Source organism: Kitasatospora sp. NPDC022856 (assembly GCF_055561235.1).
This window is the reverse complement of the sequence record NZ_JBVHHE010000046.1, coordinates 35546-44172: the sequence shown is the minus strand read 5'-3', so window position 1 is coordinate 44172 and position 8627 is coordinate 35546. Positions and strand designations below refer to the sequence as shown.

The 8627-nt window shown below is 75.5% G+C and carries 1 pseudogene; it reads left to right on the top strand.

From position 1 onward, the window contains the following. Nucleotides 1-209 precede the first annotated feature (209 nt). A pseudogene (locus tag ACZ34W_RS33445) lies at nucleotides 210-8618 on the top strand (SDR family NAD(P)-dependent oxidoreductase); the annotation flags it as partial. Nucleotides 8619-8627: the final 9 nt, after the last annotated feature.

Sequence of the window (8627 nt, the reverse complement as noted above, 5' to 3'; positions counted from 1 at the left end):
ACAACGCGGGCGCCACCCGCCTCCTCACCTCACTCGCCCAGGCCTACGTCGGCGGCCTGTCGGTGGACTGGAAGACTGTGCTGCCCGCCGCCGAGACGGTGGAGCTGCCGACCTACGCCTTCCAGCACCAGCACTACTGGCTCCAGGCCGCTGCGACGGCGTCCCCCGTCGGTGGCGACGGTGCGAGCACGGCCGCGGAGGCGCAGTTCTGGGCCGCCGTCGAAGGCGGCGACCTGGCCCACCTCACCGAGGCGCTGGCCATCGAGGACCAGCAGCTCATCGAGGTGCTGCCCGCGCTGGCGACCTGGCGCCGCCGCGAGCGGGACCGCTCGGTCACGGAGGCCTGGCGCTACCGGGTGACCTGGTCCCCGGCGACCGTCCCCGGCGGCCTCGCCCGGCTGTCCGGCCGGTGGCTGGTGGTGCTCCCCGCCGGGGAGACCGACGGCGATGTGGCCCAGGGCTGCGTGGCCGCGCTGTCCTCCCGCGGCGCCGAGCTCGTCTTCGTCGAGGTCCCGGCCGGGACGGTCGACCGGGCGGCTCTCGCCGCCCTGCTCGGCGAGGAGCTGCGGGGCACCGGAGAGGTGTCCGGCGTGCTGTCGCTGCTCGCGACCGACGAGACCCGTCTGCCGGACCACCCGGTGGTGACCGTGGGCCTGGCCGCCACGCTGGGCCTGGTGCAGGCGCTGGGCGACGTCGAGGTCGTCGCGCCGCTCTGGGTCCTCACCCGGGGCGCCGTGGCCACCGCCCCGAACGAGGTGCTGACCAGCCCGCTGCAGTCCCAGGTCTGGGGCTTCGGCCGGGTCGTCGGACTCGAATACCCGGACCGCTGGGGCGGGTTGATCGACCTCCCACCCGTCCTGGACGAGCGGACCGGCTCGCAGCTGGTGGCCGTACTCGCCGGCTGCGACGAGAACCAGGCCGCGCTCCGCCCGGCCGGGATCGTGGGCCGCAGGCTCACCCACGCCCCCCAGCCGGCGGCGGCCGGGACGTGGGGGCCGACCCACGGCACCGCGCTGATCACCGGCGGTACCGGTGCGCTCGGCGGGCACGTGGCCCGCTGGCTGGTCGGACGCGGTGTGGAGCGCCTGGTGCTGACCAGCCGGTCCGGCGCCGGCGCCGCCGGTGTCGCCGCGCTCGCGGCCGAACTGGCCGCCCGGGGCGCCCGGGTGGACGTGCTGGCCTGCGACGCGGCCGACCGGGCCGAGCTGGCCGGCCTGCTCGACCGGATCGCCACGACCGGACCCGCGCTGGGCACCGTGGTGCACACCGCGGCGGTGCTGGACGACGGCGTGATCGACGGCCTCTCGGCGGCGCGCCTGGAGTCCGTGCTCGCGGCCAAGGCCGCCGGTGCGGCCTACCTGGACGAGCTGACGGCCGACCTCGACCTGGACGCCTTCGTGCTGTTCTCCTCCGTGGTGGCCACCACGGGCGGCCCGGGCCAGGCCAACTACGGTGCGGCGAACGCCTACCTGGACGCCGTGGCCGAGAACCGGCGCAGCCGCGGCCTGGCCGCGCTCGCCGTGGCCTGGGGCCCGTGGGCGGCCGGCGTGGCGCAGGGCTCCGAGGCGGCCCGGCAGCGGCTGGCCCGCAACCAGTGGGAGGGCGTGATGGACCCGGACCTCGCGGTCCGGGCCCTGGGCGAGGCACTGGACTGCCGCGACACCGTGCTGACCGTCACCAACATTGACTGGTCCGTCATCCTCGCGCAGCCGCAGCAGGCGGCGAGCCTGCTGACCGTCCCCCTGATGCGTGACCTGCCGGAGATCCACCGGCTGGCCGCCCTGCTGGCCGAGGTCCCGGCCGCGCCGGTCGAGCAGGACCTGGTCCGCCGACTGGCCGGGATGAGCCGGGCCGAGCAGCGCCGGGTGCTGACCGAACTCGTCCAGGCCAAGGCCGCCCACGTGCTCGGCTACGCCTCGCCCGAGGCGGTCGAGACCAACCGCGCCTTCAGCGAACTCGGCTTCGACTCGCTGACCGCGGTCGAGCTGCGCAACGACCTCAGTTCGGCCACGGAGCTGCGGCTGCCCGCGACCCTGCTGTTCGACTACCCGACCGCGGCCGCGCTGGCCGACTACCTGGAGGCGGAACTGCTGGGGGCGGTGCCGGACGGCGCCGGGACGCCGGCGGCCGTGCCGGCCACGATCGCGGCCGACGAGCCGATCGCGATCGTCGGGATGGCCTGCCGCTACCCCGGCGGCGTGGTCGACCCCGACGGGCTGTGGGCGCTGCTGGCCTCCGGCGGGGACGGGATATCCGGCTTCCCGGACGACCGCGGCTGGGACCTGGAGGCGCTCGGCGAGTCCTCGTACGTCAGGTCCGGCGGGTTCGTCCAGGACATGAGCGGGTTCGACGCCGGCTTCTTCGGCATCAGCCCCCGCGAGGCGCTGGCGATGGACCCGCAGCAGCGGCTGCTGCTGGAGCTGTCCTGGGAGGCGGTGGAGCGGGTCGGCATCGACCCGGAGTCGCTGCGCGGCAGCGCGACCGGCGTCTTCGTCGGCGGCTACACCTCCGGCTACGGCTACGGCGCGGACATCGAGGGCATGGCCCACCTGATCACCGGCAACGCCACGAGCGTGCTGTCCGGCCGGGTCTCCTACGCGCTCGGGCTGGAAGGCCCGGCGGTGACGATCGACACGGCCTGCTCGTCGTCCCTGGTGGCGATGCACATGGCCGCCCAGGCGCTGCGCTCCGGCGAGTGCTCGATGGCGCTGGCCGGCGGTGTCACCATCCTGGTGTCCCCGGAGGGCTTCGTCGGCTTCAGCGAGCAGAGCGGACTGGCGGCGGACGGCCGCTGCAAGGCCTTCTCGGCCGACGCGGACGGCATGGGCTTCGCCGAGGGCGCGGGCGTCCTGGTGGTGGAGCGCCTGTCCGACGCGCGGCGCAACGGGCACCAGGTGCTCGCCGTGGTGCGCGGCTCGGCGGTGAACCAGGACGGTGCGTCCAACGGTCTGACGGCGCCGAACGGTCCGTCCCAGCAGCGGGTGATCCGCGCGGCGCTGGCGAACGCCGGCCTCACGGCCGCCGATGTGGACGCCGTCGAGGCGCACGGGACGGGTACCAGGCTGGGTGACCCGATCGAGGCGCAGGCGCTGCTGGCGACCTACGGTCAGGATCGTGGTGCCCAGAAGCCGCTGTGGCTGGGGTCGGTGAAGTCCAACATCGGGCACACCCAGGCGGCCGCCGGTGTGGCGGGTGTGATCAAGATGGTGCTGGCGTTGCAGCACCAGGAGCTGCCGAGGACGCTGCACGCGGACGAGCCGTCGCCGCACGTGGACTGGTCCGCCGGTGAGGTGGAGCTGCTGACGGAGGCGGCGCCCTGGCCGAGCAACGGCCGGGTGCGGCGAGCGGGGGTGTCCTCGTTCGGTCTGAGCGGCACCAACGCGCACGTCATCCTGGAGGAGGCCCCGGCGGTCGCCGAGCCGGCCGATGCCGGGAACGACGCCGGGAACGACGGCCGGGGCGACGTCCCGAACAAGGTGGTCGAGCCCGGTGCGGTGGGCGCCTGGCTGGTGTCGGGCCGCTCGGCCGAGGGCCTCACCGCTCAGGCGGGCCGGCTGTACGACTGGGCCGTGGCGCGGCCGTCGGTGGAGCCGGCGGAGGTGGCGTGGTCGCTGGCGACGACGCGGTCGGTGTTCGAGCACCGGGCGGTGGTGGTCGGCGCCGATGGCGGCGAACTGCTGTCCGGCCTGCAGAACTTCGCGGCCGGTGTGCCGTCGGGTGCGGTGGTGTCGGGTGTGGCGCGGCCGGGTGCGCGGGTGGTGTTCGCGTTCGCCGGTCAGGGGTCGCAGTGGGTCGGCATGGGGCGTGAACTGGCGGCGTGCAGCCCGGTGTTCGCGGCGCGCCTCGCGGAGTGCGCGGCGGCGCTGGCGCCGTACGTCGAGTGGTCGCTGAGCGACGTCCTGGCGGGTGCCGAGGGTGCCCCCGCACTGGAGGCGGCGGATGTCGTCCAGCCGGCGTTGTGGGCGGTGATGGTGTCGCTGGCGGCGGTCTGGGAGGCGGCCGGTGTCGCGCCTGCTGCGGTGGTGGGGCATTCGCAGGGTGAGATCGCGGCGGCGACGGTGGCCGGGATGCTGTCGCTGGAGGACGGCGCCCGGGTGGTGGCGCTGCGTTCGCGGTCGTTGAAGGTGCTGGCGGGCCTGGGCGGCATGTTGTCGGTGAGCCGGTCGGCGGCCGTGGTCGAGGAGCGGATCGCCCGGTTCGGTGAGCGGCTGTCGCTGGCGGCGGTCAACGGCCCGTCGGCGGTGGTGGTTTCGGGTGAGCCCGAGGCCCTGGAGGAGTTGAAGGCGGAGTTCGAGGCCGAGGGCGTGCGCGCCCGGATGGTCGCGGTGGACTACGCCTCGCACTCGGCGCAGGTGGACCGTCTCGAAGCGGAGATCACCGAGGTCCTGGCCGGTGTCGCGCCGCGCCGGGGCCGGATCCCGATGGTGTCCGCGATGACCGGGGAGACGCTCACCGGTGAGGAGCTGGACCCCGCCTACTGGTACGGCAGCCTGCGCGCCACGGTGCACTTCGACCGCGCGGTGCGCACGCTCGCCGGTCAGGGGCACCAGGTTTTCGTCGAGGTGACTCCGCACCCGGTGCTGCTGGGCGCGATGAACGACACGCTCGAAGAGGTCGCGCTGGACTCCGCCGCGCTGCCGGCGGCCGTCTGCGGCACGCTGCGCCGCGACGACGGCGGCGCCCAGCGCCTGCTGGCCTCACTCGCCGAGGCTCATGTCAACGGCGTGGCGGTCGACTGGACGACGGTTCTGCCCTCCGCCGACCTCGTCAAGCTGCCGACGTACGCCTTCCAGCACGAGCGGTACTGGCCGCGCGCGGCCGGACCGGCCCTGGGCGGGGACGCGGTGTCGCTGGGTCTGGGTGCGGTCGGTCACCCGCTGCTGGGTGCGGCGGTCGAGCTGGCCGGCGGTGCGGGCCTGGTCTGCACCGGGCGGCTGTCCGTGCGGACGCACCCGTGGCTGGCCGATCACGCGATCGGTGGGGCGGTGCTCCTGCCGGGGACCGGCTTCGTCGAGATGGTGGTCCGGGCCGGTGACCAGGTGGGCTGCGGCCTGCTGGAGGAGCTGACGCTCCAGGCGCCGCTGGTGCTGCCTGCCGACGGCTCCGGTGTGCAGGTCCAGGTCGTGGTGGCCGCCGCCGATGCGGACGGCCGTCGGACGGTCGAGGTGTTCTCCCGCCCCGACGGGCAGGAGGAGTGGACGCAGCACGCCGGTGGCGTTGTCGCTCCCGTCGGGGAGGCGCCGGTCGCGGAGGAGGACTTCGCGGTCTGGCCTCCGCGCGGGTCCACGGCGGTCGACGTGACCGGCATCTACGAGGCCGGCGCCGGGGCGTCCTACGGCTACGGCCCGGCGTTCCGGGGGCTGCGCGCGGTGTGGCGCCGGGGCGAGGACCTCTTCGCGGAGGTGGCACTGCCCGAGGGCGTGGCCGCCGATGCGGGCGCGTTCGGCCTGCACCCGGCGCTGCTGGACGGCGTGCTGCACGCCAGCGCCCTGGTCGCCGGGGCCGAGGACGAGGGCCAGGTGCGGTTGCCGTTCGCGTGGACGGGTGTCGAGCTGCACGCGGCGGGTGCGTCCGTGTTGCGGGCCCGGCTGCGCCGTGATGCGCAGGGCAGTCTGGTGCTGTCGGCGGCGGATGCCACGGGTGCTCCGGTGGTCTCCGTCGAGTCGCTGATCACTCGTCCGGTGTCGGCCGAGCAATTCCGGTCGAACGATGCCGGGGTGGCGGATGCCCTGTTCACCGTCGAGTGGACCGCGGTGAGCGCTGCCGAGGCTCCGGCCGGGGCGTGGGCGTTGATCGGCGCCGACCGCTTCGGCCTGGCCGAGGCGCTGGAGGCCTTCGGCGTTCCGGTCCGCTCGTTCACGGACCTGGCCGGTCTGGCCGCCGCCACCGAGGCGGGGGAGGTCGAGGCCGCCCTGGTGCTGGCCTGCGCCGGTGACCAGGCGGAGGGCGACAACGCGGCCGAGGCCGCCCGCCGGGCGACCGGTGAGGTGCTCGGCCTGGCCCAGGCCTGGCTGGCCGAGGAGCGTCTGGCCGAGGCCCGGCTGGTGGTCGTCACCCGAGGGGCCGTCGCTGCCGCGGCCGGTGAGCGGATCGCCGATCTGCCCGCCGCCGCCGTCTGGGGCCTGCTGCGCTCGGCGCAGTCGGAGAACCCCGGCCGGCTCGTCCTGGTCGACCTGCCGACCGGCGCGGGCGCCGAGCAGATCGCCCTCCTCCCGACGGCACTCGCCACCGGCGAGCCGGAACTCGCCGTTCGCGGCACCCTGGCCCACGCACGGCGCCTGGCGCGCCCGGCGGGCGAGCTGGCGGTGCCCGAGGGCCCGTGGCGGCTGGAGCCCGATGCCGGCGGCTCGCTGGAGGGCCTCGTGCTCGCGGCGGCGCCGCAGACGGGCGACGCGCTGGAGCCCGGGCAGGTTCGGGTGGCGGTCCGCGTCGCCGGGCTGAACTTCCGGGACGTGCTGATCGGCCTGGGGATGTACCCGGGCGGCGGTGTGATGGGCAGTGAGCTCGCCGGAACGGTGCTCGAAGTCGCCTCCGGAGTCTCCGGACTGGCCGTGGGCGACCGGGTGATGGGTGTCGCCGAGGGCGCGTTCGGGCCGGTGGCGGTCACGGACGCCCGGCAGCTGGTGCGGATCCCGGAGGGCTGGACCTTCGCCGAGGCGGCCTCCGTCCCGAGCGCGTTCATGACGGCCTGGTACGCCCTGGTCGAACTGGCCGAGGCCGAGGCCGGCCAGCGGGTGCTCGTGCACGCGGGTACCGGTGGCGTCGGCATGGCGGCGGTGCAGCTCGCCCGGCACCTGGGCCTGGAGGTGTTCGCGACCGCGAGTCCGGCGAAGTGGCCGGTGCTGGCCGCGATGGGCCTGGACGAAGCGCACATCTCCTCGTCCCGCGACGCCGGGTTCGAGGCGGAGTTCCTCGCCGCCACCGGCGGCGCGGGTGTGGACATCGTGGTGAACTCCCTGGCGGGCGAGCTGACGGACGCCTCGCTGCGGCTGCTGCCGCACGGTGGGGCCTTCGTCGAGATGGGCCGCACCGACCTCCGGGACGCGGAGGCCCTGGCCGTCCAGTACCCGGGGGTCTTCTACCGGCCCTTCGACCTGGGCGAGGCCGGGCCCGAGCGGATGGGCGCGATGCTCGGCCGGATCGTCGACCTGATGGCCGCCGGCACGCTGACGAAGCTGCCGGTCCGGGCCTGGGACGTGCGGCGGGCGCGTGAGGCGTTCCGCTTCATGCAGCAGGCGCGCCACACCGGCAAGCTCGTCCTCACCGTCACCGCCGGCCCGGCCGAACCCCGCGAGCGCGGCAGGTCGGCGCTGGTCACGGGTGGCACGGGCACGCTCGGCGGCCTGGTGGCCAGGCATCTGGTGACCACCGGGCGGGCCGACGGGCTGGTGCTGACCGGCCGTTCCGGCCCGGCCGCGCCGGGTGCGGCCGCGCTCGCCGCGGAGCTGGCGCGGTCGGGCGCGTCGGTGGACGTGCTCGCCTGCGACGCGGCGGATCGCGACGCCCTGGCCGCCGTCCTGGCCGGAGTCCCCGCCGGGGCTCCGCTGACGACCGTGGTCCACACCGCCGGTGTCCTGGACGACGCGACCATCGCGTCGCTGACCCCCGAGCGGGTGGCCGCCGTGATGCGGCCCAAGGCCGACGGTGCCTGGAACCTGCACGAACTCACCCTGGGGCTGGACCTGGAGCACTTCGCCCTGTTCTCCTCGGCCGCGGCGACCTTCGCCAGCCCCGGTCAGGGCAACTACGTGGCGGCCAACGCGTTCCTGGACGCGCTGGCGGCCGACCGCCGGGCGGCCGGACTGCCCGCCACCTCGCTCGCCTGGGGCATGTGGGCCGAGGCCAGCGCACTGACCGGGCGGCTCAGCGACTCCGAGCGCGCCCGGATCAACCGCGGCGGCGTCGCCGCGCTCAGCGCGGACGAGGGCCTGGCGCTGCTGGACCTGGCGCTCGCCAGGGACGAGGCGGTGCTGGTCCCGGCCAAGCTGGACCTGGCCGGGCTCCGGGCCCAGGCCGGCCGCGCCGCCGACGTCCCGCCGCTGTGGCGGGCCCTGGTCGGCGGCGGGACGGGCCGGCGCCACGCCGCCTCGGGCGCCGTCGGTGCGGACTCGCTGCGCAAGCAGCTGGCCGGGGTGTCGGAGCCGGAGCGGCTGCGGCTGCTCGTCGACCTGGTCCGGGCCCACGTGGGCGCCGTGCTGGGGCACGCCTCCGTCGAGGCGGTCGAGTCCACCCGGGCCTTCACCGACCTGGGCTTCGACTCGCTCACCGCGGTCGAACTGCGCAACCGCCTGGGCACCGCGAGCGGACTGCGGCTGCCGGCCACCCTGGTGTTCGACTACCCCAACCCCACGGAACTGGCCGGGCTCCTGCTGGAGAAGCTGCTGCCGGAGCTCGCCGAGCACGGCGAGGCGGACGCGGCCGAGGAGAAGCTGCGGGAGGCCCTCGCGACCGTCCCGCTGTCCAGGTTCCGCGATGCCGGGCTGATGGAGGCGCTCATGCGGCTCGCCGACGTCCGGGACGCCGCGCTGATCGGCGACCAGGGCGAAGAGGCCGAGGCCATCGACGAGTTGGACGCGGACAGCCTGATCCGCCTGGCCCTGGACGGCGAGTCGGAGTGATGTTGATGA